Source organism: Parabacteroides acidifaciens (assembly GCF_003363715.1).
Taxonomy (GTDB): Bacteria; Bacteroidota; Bacteroidia; order Bacteroidales; family Tannerellaceae; genus Parabacteroides; species Parabacteroides acidifaciens.
Map to the genome: position 1 here is coordinate 23,507 of NZ_QREV01000004.1, position 25,403 is coordinate 48,909.

Genomic DNA, 25,403 nt, shown 5'->3' on the forward strand with positions numbered 1-25,403 from the left:
CGTCCTCTTTGCCATTACGACCGTGCTAATCTTCGCGAGCTGCCGAGTATATCACCCATTAGGACGGTCATCGTGGCGATTACGACCGTCCTCTTTTGAAAAACGACCGTTTTCATGGCAAAAAAGCCCCTAAATTTCCTTTGAATATTTGAGACGCCGTCCGTTTTATTTTGCTACAGGCGATTCTCCAGGAGTTAAGCTTTATCACTTTGACGGCATTTTCATCTTTCGATAATCAAATTGCACGCTTTTTAGAATTGTCCTGGCACCTCATTTCTTCTGTTGTCAGCCATAAAGACGAAAACCGCAAAAAGAGTCAATCCAAAATCGATCAAAATTTCGGACGAAATAGAAAAATGGTCAAAAAGGGGGTTATTGTAATTTTGTTTCGCATTGCAACAACCAATCATATACAGGTCTGACAGCGATGGCATAGCCATTTTCTTCCATATCCTCATATTGGTGGTCGGTAAGCAACAGTAGATTTTTGCAACCGGTTTTTTTGGCTGCAAGGAGTAAACCGGAAATTTCACGCTTTCGGGTCTTGGCATTTGAAATGTCGTAAGAAACCTGGATGCAAAGGACAGTCTCATTTTCTTGGCATACTACAAAATCACATTCTCCGGAACGATCATTGTAATAGTAAATATCCAAACCTTTGTTCCTGCACCTGCGTAACAGTTCAATATAGGTAATGGTTTCCAGGCGCCATCCCAGGTTTTTTCCGACAAAAGCATCTGCCCGTTTGTTCATCAATGCAACATCAATCGGATAGACTTTTTCCCCCACAATACGTTGCTTGCTCTTATGCGAGTATTTACGAAGCCCCACTAAAAGGTAAGCTTGGCGGAGATAGTCGACGTAATTCTTGGAAGTATGTTCTGATTTGAAACCAAACAGTTCTTTCAAGGTATTATCTACCACAATGACAGGAGACACATTTAATAAATGTTGTGCCATTTGCTCAAAAGCTGCTTTGTGGGAAATCTTGAAGCGTTGTTCTATATCTCGTTTTAAGATATTATCCACAAGCGTATCGATATATTCACGGTCACCTGTAATATTTTGCAATTCAGGAAATCCTCCTTGTTGCATATATTCATCGAATGCTGCCCGGCGGAGTGCGATTGCCTGTGTAGTCTGCTTCTTTACATCCACCTGTTTATAGTCACAATATTCGGCGAAAGAAAATGGAAAAAGTGGGATGGAATGATGACGTCCGGTCAGATGGGTGGCTAATTCTCCGCTTAGCAGTTTGGCGTTGGATCCTGTAATGATAATATGCATATTCCGGCGTAAAAGCCTGTTGACAAACAAATACCATTCCGGGATATTTTGAATTTCATCTATGAAAAGATAATTAAAGTCACCGTGTATTTTGTATAAGACCTCCAGCACATCATTCAGGTCTTCTCCCTTTAAGTTGACAAGACGCTCATCATCAAAATTCACATAGGCATATTTGACCCCGGCTCGATGAAGGATATTGTAACACAAGGTTGACTTGCCACTTCGTCGTACTCCGATGACAACTTGCGCCTGCGTGCTTTCCAAATCTACCAGATCTTCCTCTTTTCTTCGGCAGAAACGAATGGACTGTTTCATTTCCAATTCTTCCGACTGGTCGGAAAGGATGGTTTCAAGAATACGTTTATCTATCATAGCTTTAAAAATTGTCCTGTAAAGATACAGTTATTTTCTTTAAATGCGATATTTTACATGTTTTCTTGATTTGGAATACGATAATATGCATAATATTTCATTTCTGAATGCGATATTTTACATGCTTATCCGTGTACGGCTGTCGATATTGTCGTTATTTCGATAGATGGTAAATCTATTTTCAGGGGTAAGATAGAAGGGACGAAGACCTCTCGAAAAGTGAGTGTTTTCTAAACTTGATTTTGGATAGGTTGATAAAGGTATGTTCCGGTGGTGAAGCATACCTTTATTGTTTTTACTGATTCAACATCTGATACAGCTTATCTAACTTCGGAGCCATGATGATCTCCGTGCGGCGGTTTTTGGCGCGTCCGTCGGCCGATTCGTTGTCGGCAACAGGCATGAATTCGCCACGGCCGCAAGGTTGTATCTGCAATGGGTTGACACCGTAGTCTTTTGTCAGGATACGAACGACGGAAGTAGCACGTATCACGCTCAGATCCCAGTTATCTTTGAACTGGACAGTGTTGATCGGCTTGCTGTCGGTATGGCCTTCGATGTAAACGTCGATGTCGGTCTGTTTGTTGAGGACCTCGGCCAGTTTAGCCAAAGCCTCTTTCCCACGTTTGTCTACGCGGGCGCTTCCCGATTCGAACAGGAGTTTGTCCGACATGGCGACATAGACTTTCCCGTCTTTTTCACGCACAGTCAGTTCGTCGCTGCTGAAACCTAACAGGGCGTCTTTCACGCTGTTCAAGAGATTTTGCACCCGTTCGTTCTGGGCGTTGATCATGTCCTGCAATTCGTTGATGGTACGTTCGCGTTCATCCAGTTCACTCATTTTCTGGCTCAACAGGGAGTTCAGTTTTTCCTGCTCCGTCATGTTGGTGTTGAGCATACTCTGGTAGTTACGGATGTTTTTCCCCATACGGGTGGTGTCTCGCTCGAGGGCGGCAAGGCGCGATGAGAGCTGGTCGCCATTGTCGCGGCAGTTCACAAGTTGGTTTTGCAGGTCGTCTCCCCGGGCGATGGCTTCCAGGCGTCCGTTCTCGGCCAGCAGATATTTTTTCTTCGTCACGCAAGAGGTGCAGACAAGCAGTGCGGAGACTGCAACTAATAGAACCTTTTTCATTGCATTCATATTTTCTGCAAAGTAAAAATATATACCTATTACTTGTATCCCCTTTTTAGGGAATTTGGTTGTATTTAATGATTAATAGGTGGTGATAGTCCATTTATTATTGTGGTTTACAAATAATTTATACTTTTGTGCTTCTCTATTGGATGTAAAAAGATGGGAAAAGTATTGATTATCGATGATGAAAAGCAGATCCTGAGCCTGTTGTCCCGCATTATCGGGCTGGAAGGTTACGAGGTGCTTCAGGCGGCAAGCTGCAAGGCCGGGATCAGGCAATCCGAACAGCATAGTCCCGAGGTGATCCTTTGCGACGTCTGCCTGCCGGACGGGAGCGGGGTGGAGCTTGTCTCCGAGCTGAAACGCCTATGCCCCCTTTCGGAAGTGATTCTGCTCACGGCACACGGGAACATCCCCGACGGCGTGCAAGCCATCAAGAACGGCGCATTCGACTATATCACCAAAGGCGACGACAATAACAAAATCCTTCCCCTGATCGCCAAAGCCATGGAAAAGGCTACCGCCGCCTGCAAGCAGCAGAAAGCCGCCACTTCGGTAGTCGGTAAACAATACTCCTTCGATACCATCATCGGCCAATCGCCCGCCATACAGGAAGCCATTGCCCTGGCCCGTAAGGTGGCCGCCACCGATGTCCCCGTCCTGCTGACCGGCGAAACCGGCACGGGCAAGGAGGTCTTCGCCCAGTCCATCCACCAGCACAGTTCCCGTAGCGATAAAGCCTTTGTCGCCATCAATTGCTCGTCCTTCAGCCGCGACCTGTTAGAAAGCGAGATGTTCGGCCACAAGGCGGGAGCCTTCACCGGCGCCCTGAAAGAGACGAAAGGTTTGTTTGAAGAAGCCGACAACGGAACGATCTTCCTCGACGAGATCGGCGAGATGGCGTTCGACCTGCAAGCCAAGCTGCTCCGCATCCTCGAAACCGGCGAATTTATCAAGATCGGCGACACGAAGCCCCTTAAAGTAAATGTGCGCGTGATAGCCGCCACCAACCGCGACTTAGAAAAAGAGATCGCCGACGGCCATTTCCGCGAAGACTTGTTCTACCGCCTTTCCGTTTTCCAGATACACCTGCCGCCGCTTCGTGAACGGACGGGCGACATCCCGTTGCATGTCCGGGCATTTGTTTCCTCCCTCTCCTCCAAGATGGGAAAAGATATCCGGACGATCTCGCCCGATTATATCCGCATCCTGAAGCAGTACCCCTGGAAAGGAAACGTACGCGAACTACGCAACGTCGTGGAGCGCAGCTTGATTATCTCCGAAGGCGACACCCTGACGCCCGACACCTTGCCCCTTAACATGCAGTCCCCGCAGACCGCCGCCGACGGAAGCTATTCAGGCTTCGACCTCAGCGGCGTCGAAAAGATGCATATCCAGAAAGTCTTGAAATATACCAACGGCAACAAGACGGAGACATCCCGTCTGTTGGGTATCGGCCTGACCACGCTCTACCGAAAGATCGAGGAATACGGCCTTTGACCTTCCGCAGTCTTCCTTATTCTTATTATAAACAGTTCTTTCCCCTATTCATATGACTAATATGTCAGAAGTATCCCGTTCCCGCGCTTGACGCGGGATCGCACGAGAGTAAACCTCATCAATTAGTTATTTATATGGTCAGTTTTAATGCGATCCCGCGTCAAGCGCGGGAACGGGATATCTATGAAATATCTCGGTAAAATTGCCTGAAAACGCAAAAGCTGCTTTTTTGCCCTGATTTCACCTTTTTACAGAAGAGTGGTAATTGAAAAGTCCTACCCATCAAAACCCTTTCTACATCAGGGTTCCAACAGATAGGACATCACAAACTGGGAAAGGGGGGCTTTCCCTAAAATCCACAAAAATAAAACGTTAAAAATGGTGGGATGGGGAGTTTCATGCGTTGAAAAACAACGGATGAAATGTTAATGTTAAATGACTAATGAAAACGTTCTTTTTTTTTAGTCATTTGCAAATGTAGAATAAATATTTTAATAATCAAGGGATATCGAAAATAAAATGCGCTTGTAGACTATATTTTGTACATTTTTGTTCCATGATGAATGAAGATATGTAGATATGATTTTTCAACGGAAAAAATGACTAAAAAAAAGGAACGTTTTCGTTAGTCATTTTAGTGTTAACAAACATAAAACAAATAACAGACAAAGGCTCGCAAGGGTCCACCTTAAAAACAAAAAATATGGAAAACACAACAGATGACAGCCCACCCAACCATTCGTAACCTTATCGAAGGGTAAACAGGTAGTCGGTAATCCTTCGATAACCCTATCAATCCGCAAAAGACAAGTCAAAAGCATTTCGATAACCTTACCGAAGTACAAACAACCTGCCGAATACGTATTAATAGTCTTATCGATTGATAAACAGCCTATGCTTAGCGTCTAAAAACAGTATCGAAAGATAATATGACCGGTCTGTGGCGCTATTGTAAGCTTATCGGACTATTTTTTTATGATCCGCCTCCCGATAAACCATAGGCGCCGGAAATAAAACATGAATGGATAATAAAATAGGGTATATACATGTCAAAAATACAGTCATTCGGAACAAAAACACGATTAAAGGTTAACGAACTGTTGGCCTTCGGCAGAGAGATAGAAGATGCCATATTAGATAAAGAGGCTGATACGCTTAAAATTGCAGAGCAATTTTCCGAATATCAGAGGAAGCTTAAGGATTTGGACGACGGGATCGTGATCGTCGCCAAAAGTGCCTATACGGCAGAGATGAATAGCGCCGGAACTTACCGGAATAATATTCATATCGGTATCATCGAACATATCCGTACCGATATGCGTCATTTTAAAGTAGAAATAAAAGAGGCGGCTACCCGTTTGCAACCTCTTGTCTCTACCTATACAGGAGCGCAGACCAGAGGGTTTGACGACCAGACGGGATTTGAATACAATTTCTTACAGGAATTAAAATCAGATAAATATAAGGCGGACGTGACATTGCTTGGACTCGACGAATGGGTTGCGGAACTGAGGAAGGCTAACGACCAATGCGCCCTTCTAACCTCGAACCGTTCAAAAGAAAAAGCTGAAAAAGCCGTCAAAAGCAGTACGGCGGTCAACCGTCCTATTTTTGAGAAGGTATATGATGCATTGGTCGAATATCTGAATGCTCTTGCTTTAGTTAATGGTGACGAACTTTATAAAGATCTGTTTTCTTGGTGGAATGCCCGCATAGACCATTACCGCGTTGTTATTTCTAACAACTTGGGCGCTGGAAAGGGAGGTCAGACAGGCGGCGGTAACAAACCGTCTCTCCTTCCAGACGGGGGAAGCGGTATAGATCGACCAGGAATATTATAAGAATATATGCAGGCCAAAGTTGTTGATATTATGCCCCTAAGCCATCTCCCGATGGCCACCACCAGTTATGATTATGCTTATATCATACAACTGGCCTGCATTTTTATTCTCTTTATCCTTTTGTTTTTCCTTTATCTTGAAAGGAGAAAGTTCATACATAAAGTGAAGGACCTGAAGAGTATCGAGGAAGCGGTAATCACCCGTTTACTCGACTCTATGTCTGCCAATTTTGCTTTCGTAGACCTCGACGGGACTATCCGGTATGTGAATCAACGTGTTTTCAAATATCTGGATATCAACAGGAAAGGTTTGATTGGAAAAAAGGTTACGGATGTGCTCTCGATCTTTCATGGGCAGTCGGATATCCTTCCGGATATATTGGAGGAATTAAGACAGGGGAAGGATTATATAGAATTTAAAACGGACACCTATCTAAGCGAGAAAGATCAGGATGCGGTCCAGTTAGTCGGGGGAGCGGCCTTTGGCATACGGGACCGGAACGGACGCTTGTTGTATATCCTGTTTTTCTTCCGGAATATAAACAAGGAAAAGAGGCAGCAATACACGATGGATATGATTTTGAACCGGACGCATATCTTCCCCTGGACAATCGAGATAAATACCGGCATACTAACGATCGATCCGCGTTATTTCGAATATTTGGGAAGGTCGGTCGAGAATAATACGATTACAATTGATGACTTTCGGGCGATTATCCATCCTGATGATGCTAATGCGGTGTTTGAAGCATTGACGGGACAGTTCTACGGGGCATCGTTGGATGCTTACGTCTCCTACAGGCTTTTGCGTGGCGATGGCACGTGGGAATGGTTTGAGGCCCAGTCCACCTATATGCAGAGCGTGTCGGGGTCCCCTTTCCAGCTTATCGGCATCTGTATGAGTACGCAAAAATACAAGGAAACGGAAATCAGGCTACAGGAGGCATTAGAAAAGGCGAAACAAAGCGAAGAGCTAAAAACCGCGTTCTTAGCGAACATGAGCCACGAGATCCGGACGCCTCTGAATGCGATATTGGGCTTTTCAAATCTCCTCACCGACGAGGATGTAAAGTTGGGTAGTGACGAAGCGAGGGAGTTTTCCAATATCATCAATCAGAACGGGCAGCATCTGCTGGCGCTGATCTCCGATATCCTGGATCTTTCGAGGATCGAATCGAACGAGATGGTGTTCAACATGCAATCGTATTCTTTGAATGTATTGTTGACGGATATCTATAAGGCGCAATCTCTCCGGATGACGCCAGAGGTCGAGTTGATCTTGCAGATGCCGGAATATAACACCTATCTGACGACAGATAGCATGAGATTGACACAGGTGATGAACAACCTGATTAATAACTCCCGTAAATTCACGAAAGAAGGTTCCATCCGGTTTGGCTACCGTCTGGATGACGACGGTAAAAGCGTCTACATCTTCGTGCACGATACGGGATGTGGTATGGAACAGGCAGAGCTCTCCCAAATCTTTAATCGCTTTTACAAGGGAAGCCCGCACGTGCAGGGAACGGGCCTGGGACTCTCTATCTGTAAAACGATTATCGAAAAATTAAATGGAAACATAACAGTTATATCAGAAAAGGGAAGAGGAACAGAGACAATTTTACATTTATTATTGAATCGATGAACTATGTGTCTTTACGTTTTTCGATCACTCAGAGAGCCGCGCCTGCGAAGGTGCGGCTTTTTTCATTTTTTCAGCGTGTCAGGGAACAATATTGTAGCTCGCTTTTTAGAGAATCGCATTCTGTATCCCAATATCGTTTCACGGTCAGATAATCTTCTATCTCCGTAAAGTCCGGACTGGAAAGAATGGTTGTCGAAACAAGTGCTGCATATTCTTCCTGTCTGCGTCCCTCTTTCATCAGGCGTTTGAGCCGCCGGGCGTATGTCGGTAGCTTTTCGTCGGATGAGGCGAGGATGTCTTCTTTCAAATCAGAAAGTGTCCCGTTTATCTTTTCATAAATTCGGTTGCGGGGTTTGACGAAATGTTCGATATCGTTCAACCCTAATTTCCGGATGGTACGTCTGGCGATGTCGGAGTTGTTTTTTACCCGGTAGAAACCATTTTCCATATAGAAAAAGTCTTTCGGATCATCCTCGAACGGATTTACGACCGGCTCCGCTATGGTGTCGTGTTCGCCTTTTGTCGCATTGCATTTCTTACAACTTGGCAGGAGGTTTCCCCACAACAATACTTCATCCGGATAGCGGCTTTTAGGATGGAAATGTTCTATTTCCATATACTTGCTTTCCTCGCCGAGACGTATCTCGGTATAACAGCATTTACCGAACGAGAGGTCGGCAATAGCGACTTTCAACCAGTCAATGTTCCATACCTGCTGCGTGTTGTCGGCATTGTATTTTTCGGTTTTGGATTTGACCAGTTCGTCAGTAAGTTTTTCCGGTTTGGGTTTTAGTTCAAGCTTGATCATCTGGTATGAGTTGTGAGAATTGGATGTCTAATAGTTTTCTTTCTTCACTTTGAGGGTGAAGTATCTTCATGAGTCTGTCGTAGGCTTCTTTACCGGATTTGTAATCGTCGGTATCGATTGCCGCCTCGAACTGTTTCATTAGCTCCTGATAAATGTCTGTCTGTATATTGTCTTCCAATCCCATGATCTCACTGAGGATTTCCTCTATCCGCCAACCGATGAAGGAGCGGACACCGAAGTGTTTGACTTTCGTATGATCGCCCTCGCGTTGCAAAGCATAAAGATTGACCTTTTCCATCGATTGGATGATAAAGGGACTATGCGTTGTCACGATAAATTGGGTTTGGGTAAAGATATCGGACAGATATTTGATGATGCTACGCTGCCATTGCGGATGGAGGTGCAGGTCGATTTCGTCGATTAAAAGGATGGCGGGTTCTTTGAGAGGATTCGGGCTATCCGGGTAACGGTCGAAAAGCTTCTTGCAGAAGTCGACCATCCAGGATAAGGTTGCCTGATAGCCGTAGCCTAAGTCAGAAAGTTTATGCCAACCGTCTTTTGTTCGAAATTCGATATAGTTGTATAGATTAGCATCCGAGATAAAACGGATATCTTCAATTTCGGGGAAAAGATCACCTTTTAATATAGAGATTAATAAATTTCTTCGTTCAATGGCTTTCTGGCGGTTCTCAATCGGTGCGCTGTCGTTTTTCGCTGCATAATCTAATTGGAACAGCCAGTCTTCGAAGTTAAGGAGATCTGTAGTATGAAGTAAGTTACTTACGTTGGATATTTTATCTATTTTTGAATTAATTCCTTTACTCTCGATATTTCTAACGACTCCATATCCGTAAATCAAAAGATTTTTACACCTGCCAGAAGTAGAATTTCCTGACATCAGATATGATTCCATAGGATTTTCCACATTATATTTTAAGGCAATATATAAGTCATAATCAGCTGTGTTATTTATTTTAGAAGCTTTATTACATAATTCAGGAATAGTACTTATTCCAACAAGAGTATCAGAGGATACATTAACAACGAGGAAATAAGGTTCAATAGTGTAATTTTTCGATTTGGGATCAAAATGAGGTTCCATATTTGCAATAGCCTTCAAAAGATTCGTCTTTCCTGTATTATTATCCCCAAGAAAGACCGTCCATCTGTACCAGTTATCATTTTCATCAACAAATTTGAACCTATTTTCGCCAGTGAAACATCTATAATTAGTCACCCCGACCTCTTTAATATAAACAGGAGTATGCTCTGCCATAACTTTGATATCTTTTATATCACAAATTTACAACATTTATTCCATATACTACCGAAATGATAAACTTTTCCATTCTGGAAAGGCAACCTTTTCAAAATGGAAGGGTTTGCATCGTCCCGAAATTTCATACTGAAAGCTTAACTCTTTGATATTCTTCTCTTAATCAAAACTTCCTCCTCTTTGGCACGCCGTTGGCATATAGAACGGCGAGACGATGAATAGTATTAACTCTAAAAGTATTTTGATATGTTGGAAAATGAATTTGTGTCTTTTGGATTCTTGTGCGTGGTGGGGGTGGCCTGCTACTGGTTTTTCTTTAAGTGTGTGGATTGGTTCGAGAAAATTTAGGAAAGGAGGAAGATTATGTTTGCAGCACTGTTTGTACTCTGCTTGGTTATCTTCGGGTATCTGATGTATGTGTTGGTCAGGCCCGAAAAGTTTTAAACAATTAGTTTAGGTGAAAAGATGAATACGGAATTATTAGGTAGCATTATCCAGATCATTTTGATGGTCGTTTTAGCTTATCCGTTAGGTAAGTATATTGCAAAGGTATATAAAGGGGAGAAAACCTGTTTTGATTTTCTGGCCCCGGTAGAAAGATGGATCTTTAAAATCTGCGGGATCGACCCGAAGGAGGAGATGAGTTGGAAAAGTTTCCTGAAGGCGCTCCTGACGGTCAACCTTTTCTGGTTCTTTTGGGGTATGATCCTGCTATGGACGCAACAGTACCTGCCACTGAACCCGGATGGCAATGCCGGACAGTCGTCCCATTTGTCATTCAATACATGTATCAGCTTCATGGTGAACTGTAACCTGCAACATTATAGCGGAGAAAGCGGGCTGACCTATTTCACGCAATTATTCGTCATTATGCTGTTCCAGTTCATTACGGCCGCTACGGGAATGGCCGCCCTTGCCGGTATCTTCAAGGCGATGGCTGCCAAGACGACGAAGACGATCGGTAACTTCTGGGACTTGCTGATGAAAAGTTGCACCCGTATCCTGTTGCCGTTGTCGTTGGTTGTCGGGTTTATCCTGATCCTGCAAGGGACGCCGATGGGATTCGACGGAAAGATGCAGCTTACGACATTGGAGGGCCATGAGCAACAAATCTCGCAAGGTCCTGCCGCCGCCATCATCCCGATCAAGCAGTTGGGGACAAACGGGGGAGGCTACTTCGGCGTAAACTCTTCGCATCCGCTTGAAAACCCCACCTATCTGACCAATATGGTGGAATGCTGGGCGATCCTGATCCTCCCGATGGCGATGGTCTTTGCATTGGGATTCTATCTGAAAAGGAAGAAGTTGTCTTATACGATTTTCGGTGTCATGCTCTTTGCCTACTTGGTTAGTGTGGGTATTAATACCTATTACGAGATGAACGGCAACCCGAAGATCGCTGAAATGGGGATCGACCAGGCAGCCGGAGCCATGGAAGGCAAGGAAACACGGCTCGGTGCAGCCGCCACGGCCCTGTGGAGTTGTACGACGACAGTCACTTCCAACGGCTCGGTCAATGGGATGCACGACAGCACGATGCCGCTAAGCGGGATGATGGAGATGTTGAACATGCAGATCAATACCTGGTTCGGCGGCGTCGGGGTAGGATTTATGAACTACTATGCTTTTCTGATTATCGCCGTCTTTATCAGCGGTCTGATGGTCGGCCGTACGCCTGAGTTCTTAGGGAAGAAGGTGGAGGCGCGTGAGATGAAGATCGCCACGATCGTGGCGTTGGCTCATCCGTTTGTGATCCTGATCGGTACGGCGGTGGCTTGCTATTATTACGTCTATAATCCGGCCTTCGTGGAGGCGGAGGGAGGTTGGTTGAACAATCCCGGCTTTCATGGGCTGAGCGAGATGCTTTACGAATATACTTCTTCATCCGCCAATAACGGTTCGGGCTTCGAGGGGCTTGGCGATAATACCTGGTTCTGGAACTTTACGACAGGTCTTGCGCTGATCATCTCGCGCTACCTCCCGATCGTCGGACAGGTTGCCATTGCCGGTCTGCTGGCGCAGAAGAAGTTTATACCGGAAAGTGCGGGGACATTGAAGACGGACACTGCGACATTTGCCGTGATGACCTTCAGCGTGATCTTTATCGTGGCTGCCCTGTCTTTCTTCCCTGCACTGACCTTAGGGCCGATTGCCGAATATTTTAGCATTTATCTTTAAGTTGAATATCGAGTATTGAAAATTGAAAAGTAATACGATGAAAGAGAATCGATCTGCTTCTTTGTTTCCGAAGGAGCTTGTTATAGAAAGCCTGAAACAGTCGTTCGTCAAGTTGGACCCCCGGACGATGTTCCGCAACCCGATTATGTTTATCGTCGAAGTGGTGACCTTCGTGATGTTGATCGTGACGGTTTGGGCGGCGGCTACAGGCAATACCGCACAGGGGTTGGCCGGGTATAATATAGTTGTTTTCATTGTGCTGTTCCTGACGCTGCTCTTTGCCAACTTTGCCGAAGCGATCGCCGAGGCACGTGGCAAGGCGCAAGCCGACAGCTTGCGTAAGACCCGCGAGGAGACGCCTGCAAAACGGGTGGATGCTAACGGTACGGTCACGACGGTGAGCAGTTCGCAGTTGAAAAAAGGCGATGTCTTTATCTGCGAGGCTGGCGACACGATCCCTTCCGACGGCGAGATCATCGAGGGGTTGGCTTCGATCGACGAGAGTGCCATTACGGGCGAGTCGGCTCCGGTCATCCGTGAGGCCGGGGGCGATAAGAGCTCTGTGACGGGTGGTACGAAAGTGCTGTCCGACCAGATCCGGGTGATGGTGACGACACAGCCGGGCGAGAGCTTCCTCGACAAGATGATCGCCCTTGTGGAAGGCGCTTCACGGAAAAAGACGCCGAATGAGATTGCTTTGACGATCTTGTTGGCCGGTTTTACACTGGTGTTTGTGGTTGTATGCGGTACGTTGAAGCCGCTTGCCGACTATTCGGGAACACAAATCACCATTGCGGCCTTCATCTCCCTGTTTGTTTGTCTGATCCCGACTACCATCGGTGGGCTGCTGTCCGCGATCGGTATTGCCGGTATGGACCGTGCCTTGCGGGCCAACGTAATAACCAAATCCGGCAAGGCTGTAGAGACAGCCGGCGACATAGACACCCTGTTGCTTGACAAGACCGGCACGATCACGATCGGCAACCGTAAAGCGACACAGTTCTATCCGGTGGCCGGGGTCGACGAACATTCTTTCGTACAGGCTTGCCTGATGGCTTCCCTGTCGGACGAGACGCCCGAAGGCAAATCGATCGTCGAACTGGGACGCGAGCGCGGCATCCGCATCCGCGATCTGAGCACTTCGGGTTCCCGGATGATCAGATTCACTGCCGAGACGAAGTGTTCGGGTGTCGATCTGAAAGACGGAACCCGTATCCGCAAAGGCGCTTTCGATGCCATCCGCCGAATGAGCGAGGCGGCCGGAAACAAGTACCCGGAGGAGGTGGCCGGACTGGTCGGGAAGATCTCTGGCAACGGCGGGACTCCGTTAGTGGTTTCGCAAGACGATTTCATCATCGGTGTGATCGAGTTGCAGGATATCATTAAACCGGGCATCCAGGAGCGTTTCGAACGGTTGCGCAAGATGGGTGTCAAGACGGTGATGGTGACGGGTGATAACCCTTTGACAGCTAAATATATCGCCGAAAAGGCCGGTGTGGACGATTTTATCGCCGAAGCCAAGCCGGAGGATAAGATGAACTACATCAGGAAAGAACAGGAAGCCGGCAAACTGGTGGCTATGATGGGCGACGGGACGAACGACGCCCCGGCACTGGCGCAGGCAAACGTCGGTGTAGCCATGAACAGCGGTACGCAGGCGGCTAAGGAAGCCGGCAATATGGTGGACCTGGACAACGACCCGACGAAGTTGATCGAGATTGTGGAGATCGGTAAGCAGTTGCTGATGACGCGCGGTACGTTGACGACCTTCAGTATCGCAAACGATGTGGCGAAATATTTCGCAATCGTTCCGGCCCTGTTCATGGTGGCGATCCCGCAGTTGGCGGCTCTGAACGTCATGCGTTTGCATAGTCCGGAAAGTGCGATCCTGAGTGCGGTGATTTTTAATGCCGTCATTATCCCGATCCTGATTCCGTTGGCTTTGCGGGGGGTGGCTTATAAGCCTATAGGGGCTTCGGCCTTACTGCGCCGTAACTTATTGATCTATGGGGTGGGCGGCGTGATCGCTCCGTTCATTGGAATCAAGTTGATCGACATGATGGTCTCTCTTTTTTTCTAAGTATAAATATCTCTTGACACTGCGCGCCGCCTGGCGGATGTTTCTGCGTGATCCGGAAAGGCTGCCGGGCGGGAGCGGGTGTTTCGCAATTAAGAACGTAAAGAAAATCAAATCATATGATATCGAATCTGTTTAAATCATTCAAGCTGACGATTGCATTTTGCATCCTCTTCAGTGTCAGTTATATCTTCATCCTGTGGCTTTTTGCGCAGGTAGCCGGTCCGAATAAGGGCAATGCCGATGTGGTCGAACTGAACGGCCGTATAGTAGGCGCAGCCAACGTGGGGCAGCAATTCACAAAGGATATTTATTTCTGGGGCCGCCCGTCGCATGCGGGTGACGGCTACGACGCTTCCAGCTCGGCGGGCAGCAATAAAGGACCGTCCAACGAAGAATATCTGGCGGACATACAGGCGCGTATCGACACCTTCCTCGTGCATCATCCTTACCTGAAACGCGAACAGGTTCCTGCCGAAATGGTCACCGCCAGCGGCTCCGGCCTCGATCCGGATATTTCCCCGAAAGCCGCCTATGCGCAGGTGCAACGGGTAGCTGATGCACGTGGCATCTCTCCGGAAAAGGTGATGGCCATTGTCAACGCGAATGTCGAAGGTCCGCTGTTGGGATTGTTCGGCCCGGAAAAAGTCAATGTCCTGAAGTTGAACGTGGCTTTAGAGAAGTTGGAAACAAGTAATCAACAAACCAAATAAGAATAAAATATGAACGCAATAATTAAAAAGGCATTAGCCGCAGTAATAACAGTTTCTTTCTGCTCCTTCGGGATGATAAAAGCGCAGGATGACGAAAGCGGAGCTACATTCAACGTCCAGGGCGACCTGGTCAGCTCCTATATCTGGCGTGGTATGTACCAGACGGGTGCCAGTTTCCAGCCTACATTTTCCTTCGGCATCGCCGGCTTCTCGCTGACAGCCTGGGGATCGACCGACTTCGACGGGTATCAGGCTTCGGAAGGACTTGCCAACAAGGAAATCGACCTGACGGCCGCTTATACGTTCGGCAATTCCGGCCTGACCTTGTCTGTCGCCGACCTCTGGTGGGGCGGACAAGGGGCTAACAAGTACTTTAACTTTAAGAGCCATGAGACGGCACATCACTTTGAGGCAGGCTTGGCTTACACCCTTCCCGTGGAGAAGTTCCCGCTGTCGGTGGCTTGGTACACGATGTTTGCCGGACAGGACAAGGATGCGGAGGGCGGTCAGAACTATTCCTCTTACGTCGAGTTGAACTATCCGTTCTCGGTGAAACGTGTCGATCTGAACGTCACCTGCGGGTTGGTCCCTTACAAGGCACCCCAGTATTATACCAACGGCTTTGCCGTTACGAACGTGGCGTTGAAAGGAACTACCGCGATAAAGGTTACGGATTCGTTTTCTTTACCTATTTTTGCACAGGCCATCTGGAATCCCCGGTTGGAAGATGCGCACCTGGTCTTCGGCTTTACATTGAAACCGTAAACAGTAATTCAGGCAAATGAACAGAGAAGAGAGCGTACAACACTTTTTGGATTTGCTGAAAAAGTCCCGTCGCGGTAACTTCAAAATCTACATCGGCATGATTGCCGGTGTGGGCAAGTCGTACAGGATGTTGTCGGAGGCACACGAGTTGCTTCGCAGCGGGATAGATGTGCAGGTCGGCTACATCGAGACGCATGGCCGGGCCGAGACAGAGGCGTTGGTTAAGGGGCTTCCCCTTATCCCGCGCCGTAAGTCGTTTTACAAAGGCAAGGAGGTCGAAGAGATGGATCTGGACGCTATCCTGAACATCCGCCCCGAAGTGGTGATCGTCGATGAACTGGCCCACACCAACGTGGAGGGCAGCAAGAACGAAAAACGCTGGCAGGACGTGATGGACATTCTGGAGGCGGGGATCAGCGTGATTACCGCCGTCAACATCCAGCACCTCGAAGGACTGAACGAAGAAGTGCAGGATATCGCCGGCATCGAGGTGAAGGAACGCATCCCCGACAGTGTGCTGGAGCAGGCGGACGAGGTGGTGAACATCGATCTTACCGCCGACGAGTTGGTGGCACGCCTGAAAGCCGGTAAGATTTATAAGCCGGAGAAGGTGCAGACGGCGCTGAACAATTTCTTTAAGTCCGAAAACATCCTGCAGCTCCGCGAACTGGCTTTGAAGGAGGTGGCTTTGAGGGTGGAAAAGAAGGTTGAAAACTCTGTCCCTGTCAATACGGGCGTCCGTCATGAAAGATTCCTCGCCTGCATCAGCAGCCACGAGAAGGCGCCTCGGAAGGTGATCCGTAAGGCTGCACGCTTGGCTACGCGGTATAATTCGAAGTTTTTTGTCCTGTATGTCCAGACTCCGCGTGAAAGTATAGACAGGATACCATTGGCTAACCAGCGGTATCTATCGAACCATTTCAAACTGGCTACCGAGCTGGGCGGTGAAGTGATCCAGATCCAATCGGAGAACATCCCGGAAAGTATCGTGCAAGTGTGCAGGGAGAAACAGATTACAACGGTGTGCGTGGGAAAACCTTCGTTTGGCCTTCGTTCTGTACTGGTGTCGATCTTTCAGTACAGGACCTTGTTAAATAGTTTGTCGCAGTTGAATATTGACCTGATAATAATAGCATAGTGTATGGATAAGCTCTTTAGTCTGAAAATAAAAACGAAACTGACCTCCGGTATCGGTTTGTTGTTTACGTTGATTGTCCTGCTTGGCGGTGTGGCGGTCAAGAACATTACGGATATGTCTGCCGACACGCAGAACATCCTGGCGGATAATTATAATTCGCTTCTCTATTCCCGCCGGATGCTGGATGCCCTCGAACGGATTGAGACGGACCCGACAGCACGTGCGGAGTTCGAAAGGAACCTGGAACTGCAAAAGAAGAATATCACCGAGGTCGACGAAAACGTGGCGACGGCGCATCTAATCACGCAGTATGAGGCAATGCATCGTAACCAGAACGACACGACTATCCGGCGTGTCCGGACAGCCCTCAATGACATCATGACCCTTAATATGGCGACGATCTACAGGAAAAGCCAGGTTGCCGGGCATACGGCGGACCAGGCATTACTCTGGATATGTATCATTGCGATGGCTTGTATCCTGATCGCTTTTGCATTCCTGATCCGCCTGCCCCGTTCCATCACGACGCCGATCCGCAAACTGACCGACGGCATAATGGAGATCGCAAACCATAATTACGAAAAGAGGCTTGACTTAGGCGATAATCAGGAGTTCGCCGGAGTTGCCGCCTCCTTCAACCGGATGGCTGAACGGCTGACGGAATACCGGAAGAGTACGTTAGCTGATATCATCCAAGCCAAAAAATACATCGAAGCGATTGTCAACAGCATCACCGAACCGATCATAGGGCTCGACCGCGACCGTTCCATCCTCTTCGCGAATGACGAAGCACTCACCATCCTGAATTTAAAACGGGAAAACGTGATGGGAAAGTCCGCAGCCGAGCTGGCGTTGAAAAATGACTTGCTCCGCCGTTTGGTTCGCGAACTGATCCAGCCCGACGAGAAGAAGGAGCCTCTGAAGATCTATGCCGACAATAAAGAAAGCTATTTCCAGGCAAAATACATCCCGATCCATGTGACGGACAGTGACGGACGCGAAACCGAGTATGCCGGCGATGTCATCCTCCTGAAGAATATCACCGAGTTCAAAGAGTTGGACTCTGCGAAAACAACCTTTATCTCCACCATCTCCCACGAGCTGAAAACTCCTATCTCGGCCATCTTAATGAGCCTGAAACTTCTTGAAGACAAACGGGTGGGAGACATGAACGACGAACAGAAGGCGCTTGCCGAAAGCATGAAGGAAAGCAGTGACCGCCTACTCGAAATCACCGGCGAACTCCTCAAGATGACGCAGGTGGAAACGGGCAAACTGCAACTGAATCCGAAGATCACGAAGCCGATTGAACTGATCGATTATGCTATCAAGGCGAACCGGGTACAGGCGGAGCGTTTCAATTGCCATATCGAGGTGGAATATCCGGAAAAGATTTCCAAACTCTTTGTCGATAGCGAGAAGATCGCCTGGGTGTTGACAAATCTCCTTTCCAACGCTATCCATTACACGCCGGAGAACGGCCGTATCATTATCGGTGCACGCCAGGCAGACAAGACGGTGGAAATATTCGTCCGGGACTTCGGCAAAGGCATCGATCCCCGTTACCATCAAAGTATCTTCGACCGTTACTTCCGTGTCCCCGGCACAAAAGTACAAGGGAGCGGCCTCGGCCTCGCCATCAGCAAAGACTTCATCGAAGCGCACGGCGGCACGATCCGCGTGGAGAGCGAGGTGGGCAAGGGAAGTACGTTTATCATTACCTTTAATGTATAATATCGTTTAGAAGTAACAAAAATACTCTGATAGCCGGTCGGGAAGATCTCGGATCAGTTAGAACAATTGTATCATCAGCAGCCCCAACGCCACCGACACCCCGGTTGCGATCAGTCCCGGCATCATGAACGAATGGTTGAGGATGTATTTGCCGATGTGGGTTGTTCCGGTACGGTCGAAATTGATGGCGGCTACGACTGTCGGGTAGTTCGGGATGAAGAAGTAACCGTTTACAGCCGGGAAAAGCGCGATAAGCATATACGGGGAGATGCCGAGGGCGATTCCTAACGGCAGTAATGCACGGATAGTCGCAGCCTGGCTGAACAGCAGGATGGACATCACGAACAGGGCCAGACCGAACAGCCAGGGCATTTCCGTCACGATATGTTCGATCGAACCTTTCAGTTCGGCCATATTCCCGCCGATGAACGTGTCGCCCATCCAGGCGATACCGAAGATGGCAACTACCGCTTGCATACCGGCGGAGAAGACAGAACCTTGTACGGCCTTTATCCCGTCCGTCCGGGTGATGAGCAGGATCAGGGCGGCGGCCGAAAGCATCAATATCTCGATGATATGCGCCATCTGCATCTGCCGGGTTGCCCCGTCGGCCAGCGCGAACACCGGACGCAATGAATCCATCGAACCGAAGAGGACGATCCCGATGGTCGCCGTAATGAAGATTACCACTGACAGGAGGGCGGCACGATGGTTCTCGACGCCTTTTGACACATATTTGTCATTCGTAAACTCTCCGTTGGCGACGCGGCGCAGGTATTCCGGATCGTCCGTCAGTTCCTTTCCGACGCGGAGGGAATAGAATGCACCAGCCAGAACACCAACCAGTGTACAGGGAACGGAAATCATCAGAATGTTCATCAATGAAATATTATATCCCGCTAACATACTGAGCAGAGCCACCGTTGCCGCCGATATCGGACTGGCGGTAATGGCCTGTTGGGAAGCGATAACGGCAATCCCTAACGGGCGTTCGGGGCGAATCTTTGTCTCTGTTGCGACTTCTGCGATCACGGGAAGGACGGAATAGGCCACGTGCCCCGTTCCGGCAATGAAAGTAAAGACGTATGTAACTAACGGGCTCAATATCGTGATCTTGGAAGGATTCCTGCGTAACAACTTTTCCGCCCACTTCACCATCAGGTCCAGGCCGCCGGCTGCCTGCATACAACTGGCTGCCGCGATGACCGCTACGATCATCAGCATTACGTCGATGGGTGGGGAAGTCGGCTCCAGTCCGAATACGAAAGTAAGGACTGCTAATCCCAGACCGCCCAATACACCTAACCCGATGCCTCCGAGGCGGGCTCCTATTATAATTGCAATTAAAACGAATAGTAATTGTAACAACATGGCTGTAAAATGCAGATTTAGTTTGTAAAGGTCGCAAATTTAGTTATTTTTGTCCTGCTAAGTACTACAAAAACACTAAATACAAATGAAAAGAATCTATTTCGCAGCTTTAGTAGGGTTGTTCGGGTGTGTGTCGGCAATGACGGCGCAGGTCCGTAATGAGTTCTTGTTGGAGAAAAACTGGAAGTTCACCCGCGAGGATAACAATGAGTTTATAAAGCCTGCTTTCGACGACAGCAAGTGGCAGTCTGTGACCGTCCCGCACGACTGGGCCATCTACGGCCCTTTCAGTTCCCAGAACGATAAACAGGAGGTGGCGATTGCGCAAGACGGACAGAAGGAAGCGATGGAGCATGCCGGACGTACCGGCGGTCTTCCCTTCGTCGGTGTGGGCTGGTACCGCACCGAGTTCGAGGTTCCGCAGTTCCAGGCAGGCAAGCGGGCGACGATCCTGTTCGACGGGGCGATGAGCCATGCCAATGTTTACATCAACGGGCAGAAGGTCGGCTACTGGCCGTATGGTTATAACTCGTTTCATTTCGATATCACGAAATATCTGAAAGCCGGACAGAAAAATACGTTAGCCGTCCGTTTGGAGAACCTGCCGGAGTCTTCCCGCTGGTATCCCGGTGCCGGACTCTATCGTAATGTCCATGTGATCGTGACGGACGACGCCTATATCCCGGTTTGGGGAACTTACGTGACGACTCCCTCGGTAAACGAGAAGTTTGCCAAAGTGAACATCCGTACCAAAGTGGTGCTTCCCGAAGGGGCCGATCCTGCTAAATACAGCGTGGAGACCAGCGTCTGGAATCCGAACAAGCAGAAGCTGACGGCTGTCCGCACCTCTCTTGAACAGATGAAATACAACAACGATCAGGCGGAGCAGGAATTTATCATCCAGAGCCCGTCTTTATGGTCGCCGGATATGCCGGCTTTGTATTCGGCTGAAACCCGCCTCTATGAAGGTGACCAGCTGAAAGACATCTATACCACACCGTTCGGCATCCGTTCGATCGAGATTATTCCTGACAAAGGTTTCTTCCTGAATGGTGTGAAGACTGTCTTTAAGGGCGTCTGCAACCATCATGACTTAGGTCCGTTGGGCGCAGCTGTTAACGATGCAGCCATCCGCCGCCAGGTGCGTATCCTGAAAGACATGGGCTGCAACGCGATCCGTACATCCCATAATATGCCCGCTCCCGAACTGATCCGGGCCTGCGACGAAATGGGGATGATGATTATGGCGGAGAGCTTTGACGAATGGAACGTGGCGAAATGCAAGAACGGCTACAACCTGCTGTTCGATGAATGGGTGGAGAAAGATCTGGTAAACCTGGTTCATCACTACCGGAATAACCCGAGCGTGGTGATGTGGTGCATCGGCAATGAAGTGCCTAATCAGTGGAACGAAGGAGATTGCAAGATTGCCAAAAGATTGCAGGATATCTGCCACCGCGAAGACCCGACTCGTCCGGTAACGCAAGGGATGGATGCCCCGGATGCCGTGGTGAACAATAACTTTGCCGCCGTCATGGATGTGGCCGGCTTCAACTACCGCCCGTTCAGATATAAGGTCAACTACAAGAAGTTGCCGCAGCGGATCATCTTAGGCAGCGAAACGGCCTCGACAGTCAGTTCCCGCGGCGTGTATAAATTCCCGGTGGAACGTAAGGCAATGGCGAAATACGACGATCACCAGAGTTCCGGTTACGACGTGGAACACTGCGGCTGGTCCAACCTGCCGGAAGACGACTTTATCCAGCATGAAGACCTGCCGTATTGCATCGGCGAGTTTGTGTGGACCGGTTTCGACTATCTGGGTGAACCGACTCCGTACTATACGGATTGGCCAAGCCATAGCTCCCTGTTCGGCATCATCGACCTGGCCGGTATTCCAAAGGATCGTTACTACCTCTACCGCAGCCATTGGAACAAGGTGGAACGTACGCTCCACATCCTGCCTCACTGGACATGGCCCGGACGTGAAGGAGAAGTGACACCCGTCTTCGTCTATACCAATTATCCTACCGCCGAACTCTTTATCAATGGCAAGAGCCAGGGCAAACGCACGAAAGACCTGAGCGTGGAACTGGACAGCAGCTATACGGAAGCCGCCCAGAAGAGTTTCGAACGCCAGAAGCGCTACCGCCTGATGTGGATGGATACCAAATATGAACCGGGAACGCTGAAAGTGGTTGCTTATGACAAGGACGGCAATGCCGTTGCCGAAGAAGAGGTGCACACGGCCGGCAAGCCTCACCATATCGAACTGACAGCCGACCGGAACCGCCTGACGGCCGATGGCAAGGATCTTTCCTTCATCAATGTCCGTGTTGTCGACAAGAACGGCAACCTTTGTCCGGATGCCACCCATAAGGTGAAGTTCAATGTGCGCGGTGCCGGCACCTATCGTGCGGCTGCCAATGGCGATGCGGCTTCCCTCGAATCTTTCCAGGCCCCGCAAATGTCTCTGTTCAAAGGACAGCTGACCGCTATCGTGCAGACCGAAGAGCAGCCGGGCGTCATCATGTTCGAGGCTTCGGCTCCGGGTGTGAAGAGTGCGAAGATAGAACTGATCAGCGAATAATAAATGAAGATTTATCGGTTCAGTTATGATTCACGTTTCATGCCCATGGAAATCGGATTGCATGGGCATGAAATTCCGAATGGATGGGCATGGATACTTTTTCAATATCCAGGGGCTTATTGTATAAAACGCATTTTTTAGGCCCTAAAAGAGCCCCTAATTTAAACAAATGTTAATCCTCTTTTTAACCGCCAAAAAGGGGAAAAAGCCCTTTTCCAGGGAGTCTATTGCCGGGAAGTCAACCTTTATTTCATTTTCCCGGAACTTTATCGCCCTGAAGACGGTCGCCGTACCCTATGAAGACGGTCGCCATTCCAATGAACACGGTCATTATCGCGATGAAGACGGTCGTCATGGCGACAAGGCCCTGAAACTTCCTTTGCATATTTGGAACGCCCTCCGTCTTCGTTTTGCTACAGGCGATTCTCCGGGAGTTAAGCTTTATCACTTTGCCGGTGTTTCCGGTTTCCGGCTATCAAATTGTACCCTTTCCTGAATGGGCTGCGCACCTCATCTCCTCTGTTGTCAGGCGAACAGGTTAAAACCATGAAAAAAGTCACTTCAAAATCGATCAACTTTTCGGACGAAATAGAAAAACATCCCGGGAAGGGGGTTATTGTCAGTTTTAACATATTTGAAATATAAAAAAGCCATCTTATTTATGAAATATTACCCTTTCTGTTTGTAACAATATTTCCGAATACATCAAACTCCACTGTGACAGCCTGTCCGTTGTGGACCACATTGAACTTATAGAAGGCACCGTTGGCGTCTACATACATATAGATGGACTCCACGGTGTCATTCCTATATTCGGAAGTCCTGAATGCGTTCATGATAACGGATGGGACTTCCTGCTTGGAGAGTTTCCAGGTTGTGCTTTCCCAGGTGTATATCTGGGTTAGTTTGACAATCTTCAATACGGTTTTGTCCAATACGGCCAGTTGTACGCCGAAAGTCGTGTTTTCGATATCTAACAGTTCTGCGCCTTGAAATGTCTGTTCCATCAGGTTGACGACCTTTTCCGGGATGGTGACCGGCTGGTCGGCATCGTCTTTATCGGCTGCGGCTTTGATCAGGTCGCCGTATGCCGTGTAATATAGTGCTGTGTCCTGTTGTCCTTTTTCCACTTCCACTTTGTAGACGGTTCCCATGCCGGCCCGGCCGATCGTATCGGCTTCCTCTATTTTCCAGCCGGCGTATTTCCCTTGCCGGATATCTGCCGTGATGGGGGCGGGCAATTGGTTGAGGGGCAATTCCGTCTTGATCATCGCCCATACACCTAAGTGGTCGAACCAGGCGGTGTTGTCGAGGGCATTGTTTTTGAAGTCGATCACGTAATAATCGTCGTTGACGGTCCATTCCGTGTCGCGTGCATCCGGATATTTGGCATCGAAAGCTTTCAGAATGGTTTCGGGCGGCTCGATGCCGCCGGGGATGTCATGGTCGTGCCTGTCACAGCCGGTAAAGAGCAGGGTGAGACTTGTGAAGAGTGTAAAGATTGAAATTTTAGCGTTCATAATTTATCATTTTAAGTTGTTAGGGGATAAACAAGGGGAAGTAGGGAAAAGTTCTCTCAAAACCGAACACACTGTCCGATATTGAACACTTATTCAGGGAGGATATTTCCACTAAATCAGTTGCTTAGGTTTTTGGCACGGAGTTTGCCCTGTAGATGCCAACCGGACAGTAATGCCGGTAAACGTGAATTAAAACAATACAAAATATGGACAGAGAGATATCAAAAGAAGTACAGAAGAAAGAACAACGCAAGCAGTTTCTCAAAATAGGAGCAGTCGCCGGTGGTCTTATCGTCCTGGTCGTGGTGGTGATCTCCATGCTTCAGACGAGTCTGAAACGGAAGGATCTGAACATTTCGACAGTCGACAAGGGCGTGATCGAAGTATCGGTTAGCGCCTCCGGTAAAGTGATCCCGGCGTTTGAAGAGATTATCAACTCGCCGATCAACTCGCGTATCGTGGAAGTCTACAAGCGTGGCGGTGACTCGGTGGATGTCGGCACGCCTATCCTGAAACTGGATTTGCAGAGCGCCGAAACAGAGTATAAAAAGCAACTGGATGAGGAACAGATGAAGAGTCTGCAACTGCAACAACAGCGTGTAGTGAACCATAACAAGTTGTCGGAAATGGAAATGAACCTGAAAGTCTCCCGCATGGAACTGGACCGTAAGGCCGTGGAACTCCGGAATGAACGCTATTTAGATAGCCTCGGAGCCGGTACGACCGATAAGGTCCGCCAAGTGGAACTCGATTATAACGTGAGCCTTCTTAAACTGAAAGAAGATGAACAGAAGTACACGAACGAACAGGCCCTGACTGAAGCAGATTTGAAAGTAAAGGAACTGGAACTGAATATCTTCCGCAAAAGTCTTGCCGAAACCAAGCGGACCCTGGACGATGCCCAGATCCGTTCGCCCCGCAAAGCGATCCTGACATATGTAAATAACGAGATCGGTTCGCAGATCGGGCAGGGGGCGAAGGTGGCAATCGTTTCCGACTTGTCCCATTTCAAGATCGAGGGTGAGATTGCCGACACCTATGGTGATCGCATTGCTGCAGGCAGTAAAGCGGTCATCAAGATTGGCAGCGACAAGCTGGACGGTACGGTGAGCGACGTCACGCCACTCTCGAAAAACGGGGTGATCTCCTTCACCGTACAGTTGGATGAGGACAACCACAAGCGCTTGCGCTCCGGTTTGAAGACAGACGTCTACGTGATGAACGCTGTGAAAGACGATGTGCTCCGCATTGCCAATTCCTCCTATTATGTGGGGAAAGGGGAATACGAACTCTTTGTCGTCAACGGCGATCAGCTGCTCAAACGCAAGGTGCAGTTAGGCGACAGCAACTTTGAATACGTGGAAGTGGTCAGTGGCCTGCAGGAAGGCGACCAAGTCGTAGTTTCCGATATGAATGCTTATAAAGACAAGAACAAACTGAAATTAGAATAA

At 48.5% G+C, this 25,403-nt stretch carries 19 protein-coding genes; 13 read left to right on the top strand and 6 right to left on the bottom strand.

What is annotated here, in order from left to right; translation table 11 throughout:
* Positions 1–372 precede the first annotated feature (372 nt).
* Both DWU89_RS02670 and DWU89_RS02675 read right to left on the bottom strand, forming a co-directional pair.
* The gene (locus tag DWU89_RS02670; protein ID WP_115498132.1) at positions 373–1,662 is read right to left on the bottom strand and encodes an ATP-binding protein; all 1,290 of its coding nucleotides are present in this window, start codon (positions 1,660–1,662) and stop codon (positions 373–375) included.
* A 295-nt stretch (positions 1,663–1,957) separates the two neighbouring features.
* Positions 1,958–2,794, bottom strand: coding sequence for an OmpA family protein (locus DWU89_RS02675; protein ID WP_115498241.1), 837 nt, complete (start codon positions 2,792–2,794; stop codon positions 1,958–1,960).
* 162 nt (positions 2,795–2,956) lie between these two features.
* Between DWU89_RS02675 and DWU89_RS02680 the strand changes: the two genes are divergently transcribed.
* The 3 genes from DWU89_RS02680 to DWU89_RS02690 all read left to right on the top strand — a co-directional run bounded on the left by DWU89_RS02680 (position 2,957) and on the right by DWU89_RS02690 (position 7,782).
* The gene (locus DWU89_RS02680; protein WP_115498133.1) at positions 2,957–4,297 is read left to right on the top strand and encodes a sigma-54-dependent transcriptional regulator; all 1,341 of its coding nucleotides are present in this window, start codon (positions 2,957–2,959) and stop codon (positions 4,295–4,297) included.
* 1,046 nt (positions 4,298–5,343) lie between these two features.
* Positions 5,344–6,138, top strand: a complete 795-nt coding sequence (locus DWU89_RS02685) for a DUF6261 family protein (RefSeq protein WP_115498134.1) — start codon at positions 5,344–5,346, stop codon at positions 6,136–6,138.
* 6 nt (positions 6,139–6,144) lie between these two features.
* Positions 6,145–7,782 (top strand): sensor histidine kinase, encoded by a 1,638-nt coding sequence (locus DWU89_RS02690; protein WP_115498135.1) that lies wholly within the window; start codon positions 6,145–6,147, stop codon positions 7,780–7,782.
* Positions 7,783–7,852: 70 nt separating this feature from the next.
* On the opposite strand, the gene DWU89_RS02695 is transcribed toward DWU89_RS02690, so the two are convergent.
* Positions 7,853–8,590, bottom strand: a complete 738-nt coding sequence (locus tag DWU89_RS02695) for an HNH endonuclease family protein (RefSeq protein ID WP_115498136.1) — start codon at positions 8,588–8,590, stop codon at positions 7,853–7,855.
* Positions 8,577–9,866 (bottom strand): AAA family ATPase, encoded by a 1,290-nt coding sequence (locus DWU89_RS02700; protein WP_115498137.1) that lies wholly within the window; start codon positions 9,864–9,866, stop codon positions 8,577–8,579. Before DWU89_RS02700 ends, DWU89_RS02695 begins: the two co-directional genes overlap by 14 nt.
* Positions 9,867–10,229: 363 nt before the next feature.
* Here DWU89_RS02700 and DWU89_RS21240 point away from each other — a divergent pair, with 363 nt between their 5' ends.
* The 7 genes from DWU89_RS21240 (at position 10,230) to DWU89_RS02735 (ending at position 18,471) form a co-directional block, all read left to right on the top strand.
* Positions 10,230–10,310, top strand: coding sequence for a potassium-transporting ATPase subunit F (locus DWU89_RS21240; RefSeq protein WP_115498138.1), 81 nt, complete (start codon positions 10,230–10,232; stop codon positions 10,308–10,310).
* 21 nt (positions 10,311–10,331) lie between these two features.
* Complete coding sequence (kdpA, locus tag DWU89_RS02710; protein WP_115498139.1) at positions 10,332–12,044, top strand: potassium-transporting ATPase subunit KdpA; 1,713 nt, start codon at positions 10,332–10,334, stop codon at positions 12,042–12,044.
* Between the two features lie 37 nt (positions 12,045–12,081).
* The gene (gene kdpB, locus DWU89_RS02715) at positions 12,082–14,124 is read left to right on the top strand and encodes a potassium-transporting ATPase subunit KdpB (RefSeq protein ID WP_115498140.1); all 2,043 of its coding nucleotides are present in this window, start codon (positions 12,082–12,084) and stop codon (positions 14,122–14,124) included.
* 116 nt (positions 14,125–14,240) lie between these two features.
* Positions 14,241–14,834, top strand: coding sequence for a K(+)-transporting ATPase subunit C (locus DWU89_RS02720; protein ID WP_115498141.1), 594 nt, complete (start codon positions 14,241–14,243; stop codon positions 14,832–14,834).
* A gap of 72 nt (positions 14,835–14,906) precedes the next feature.
* Positions 14,907–15,599 (top strand): TorF family putative porin, encoded by a 693-nt coding sequence (locus DWU89_RS02725; RefSeq protein WP_244205838.1) that lies wholly within the window; start codon positions 14,907–14,909, stop codon positions 15,597–15,599.
* Positions 15,600–15,615: 16 nt separating this feature from the next.
* Positions 15,616–16,737 (top strand): sensor protein KdpD, encoded by a 1,122-nt coding sequence (locus tag DWU89_RS02730; RefSeq protein ID WP_115498143.1) that lies wholly within the window; start codon positions 15,616–15,618, stop codon positions 16,735–16,737.
* A gap of 3 nt (positions 16,738–16,740) precedes the next feature.
* Entirely contained in the window at positions 16,741–18,471 is a 1,731-nt protein-coding gene (locus tag DWU89_RS02735; RefSeq protein ID WP_115498144.1) for a sensor histidine kinase, read from the top strand.
* Between the two features lie 57 nt (positions 18,472–18,528).
* Here the strand turns inward: DWU89_RS02735 and DWU89_RS02740 are convergent, their stop codons facing one another.
* Positions 18,529–19,842 (bottom strand): anaerobic C4-dicarboxylate transporter family protein, encoded by a 1,314-nt coding sequence (locus DWU89_RS02740; protein WP_115498145.1) that lies wholly within the window; start codon positions 19,840–19,842, stop codon positions 18,529–18,531.
* 85 nt (positions 19,843–19,927) lie between these two features.
* On the opposite strand from DWU89_RS02740, the gene galB reads away from it, so the two are divergent.
* Both galB and DWU89_RS02750 read left to right on the top strand, forming a co-directional pair.
* Positions 19,928–22,432 carry a beta-galactosidase GalB gene (galB, locus tag DWU89_RS02745; protein WP_115498146.1) on the top strand — a complete coding sequence of 835 codons (2,505 nt, stop codon included), beginning with the start codon at positions 19,928–19,930 and terminating at the stop codon, positions 22,430–22,432.
* Positions 22,433–22,601: 169 nt separating this feature from the next.
* A complete protein-coding gene (locus tag DWU89_RS02750) occupies positions 22,602–22,928 on the top strand; it encodes a hypothetical protein (protein WP_115498147.1) in 327 nt (108 codons plus the stop codon).
* Positions 22,929–23,091: 163 nt separating this feature from the next.
* Here DWU89_RS02750 and DWU89_RS02755 read toward each other — a convergent pair whose 3' ends face one another.
* Positions 23,092–23,952: a PepSY-like domain-containing protein gene (locus DWU89_RS02755; RefSeq protein WP_115498148.1), complete on the bottom strand. Its 861-nt coding sequence runs from the start codon at positions 23,950–23,952 to the stop codon at positions 23,092–23,094.
* A gap of 206 nt (positions 23,953–24,158) precedes the next feature.
* Here DWU89_RS02755 and DWU89_RS02760 point away from each other — a divergent pair, with 206 nt between their 5' ends.
* The gene (locus DWU89_RS02760; protein WP_115498149.1) at positions 24,159–25,403 is read left to right on the top strand and encodes an efflux RND transporter periplasmic adaptor subunit; all 1,245 of its coding nucleotides are present in this window, start codon (positions 24,159–24,161) and stop codon (positions 25,401–25,403) included.